Raw genomic sequence first — 1,543 nt, 5'->3', positions numbered from 1 at the left:
CGAGTCGACGGCCGTCGCGACCGATCGGAGCTGGGCCCCGGCCATCGACGCGTGGAGCAGGGCCCCGGTGGCGTCGGAGGAGCGCAGGGCCTCGGCGTCGTCCAGGTCCACCCGGCCGGCCCCGGTGTCGCTGGTCAGGTCAGGCACGGACGATCGCGAGGACCTCGTCGACCACCGCGGCGACGTCCTCCCTGGTGGGCGCCTCCGCGTTGAGGCGCAGCAGCGGTTCGGTGTTGGAGGCCCGCAGGTTGAACCACGCGCCGTCACCGAGGTCGACGGTCACGCCGTCGAGTCGGTCCACCGACACGGCCCGGCCGGAGAACGCGTCGATGACCTCCTCCATCCGGGCCACCTGCGCCTCCGCGGAGTCCAGCGTCGAGTTGATCTCCCCGGACGCCGCGTACCTGGTGTACTCGGCCATCACCTGGGACAGCGGGGCGTCCTGCTCCCCGAGGGCGGCGAGGGTGTGCATCGCGGCGAGCATCCCCGAGTCGGCGCCCCAGAAGTCACGGAAGTAGTAGTGCGCCGAGTGCTCGCCGCCGAAGATCGCACCGGTGTCCGCCATCTGGGCCTTGATGAAGCTGTGGCCGACGCGGGTACGGACCGCGACGCCGCCCTTCTCCTCGACCAGTTCGGGGACGGCCCGGGAGGTGATCAGGTTGTAGATGATCGAGGCGCCGGGTTCCTTGTCGAGCTCGCGCCCGGCCACCAGCGCCGTGATGGCCGACGGGGCGACGGGCTCACCCCGCTCGTCCACCACGAAGCAGCGGTCGGCGTCGCCGTCGAAGGCGAGTCCGATGTCCGCCCCGCTCTCCCGCACCAGCGCCTGGAGGTCGACCAGGTTGGCCGGTTCGAGGGGGTTGGCCTCGTGATTGGGGAAGTTGCCGTCGAGCTCGAAGTACAGCGGGACGATCTCCAGCGGCAGTCCGCTGAGGACCGCGGGCACGGTGTGGCCGCCCATCCCGTTCCCGGCGTCGACCGCCACCTTGAGCTGACGGATGCCCGACAGGTCGACCAGCTCGCGGAGGTACGCACCGTAGCCGTCGAGGACGTCACGCTCGGAGACCGTCCCGGCCTCACCGTCGTGGGCGGGGACCCCCGCGACGACCTCGTCGGCGATCGTCCGGAGTCCGGACTCCTGGCCGACCGGCTTGGCACCCGCACGGCACAGCTTGATGCCGTTGTACCGGGCCGGGTTGTGGCTGGCGGTGAACATGGCGCCCGGGCAGTCGAGCAGTCCCGAGGCGTAGTAGAGCTGGTCGGTCGACGCGAGGCCGATCGTCACCACGTCCAGCCCCTGGGAGGTGACGCCGTCGCCGAACGCCCGGGACAACGACGGGGAGGAGTCCCGCATGTCATGGCCGACCACCACGGTCTCCGACCCCTCGGACCGCATCAGACGGGCGAACGACGCACCCACCTCGCGGACGAAGTCCTCGTCGATCTGCTCGCCCACGACGCCGCGGACATCGTAGGCCTTGATGACGGCTCGGACGGACTCGGCGCTGCGTGCCACGTGCTGCTCCAGGGATGAGAGGCGGTC

Annotated in this window: 1 protein-coding gene; it reads right to left on the bottom strand. The window is 71.1% G+C overall.

Annotated elements, in window-relative coordinates; all coding sequences use genetic code 11:
* Positions 1–139: 139 nt before the first annotated feature.
* A complete protein-coding gene (locus G6022_RS16235; protein WP_179526177.1) occupies positions 140–1,516 on the bottom strand; it encodes a phosphomannomutase/phosphoglucomutase in 1,377 nt (458 codons plus the stop codon).
* Positions 1,517–1,543 lie beyond the last annotated feature (27 nt).

This window comes from Dietzia sp. Cai40 (assembly GCF_014145165.1).
In the GTDB taxonomy this organism is placed as follows: domain Bacteria; phylum Actinomycetota; class Actinomycetes; order Mycobacteriales; family Mycobacteriaceae; genus Dietzia; species Dietzia natronolimnaea.
Note: the sequence above shows the minus strand (reverse complement) of the source record. Positions and strands in the feature narration are given on the sequence as shown.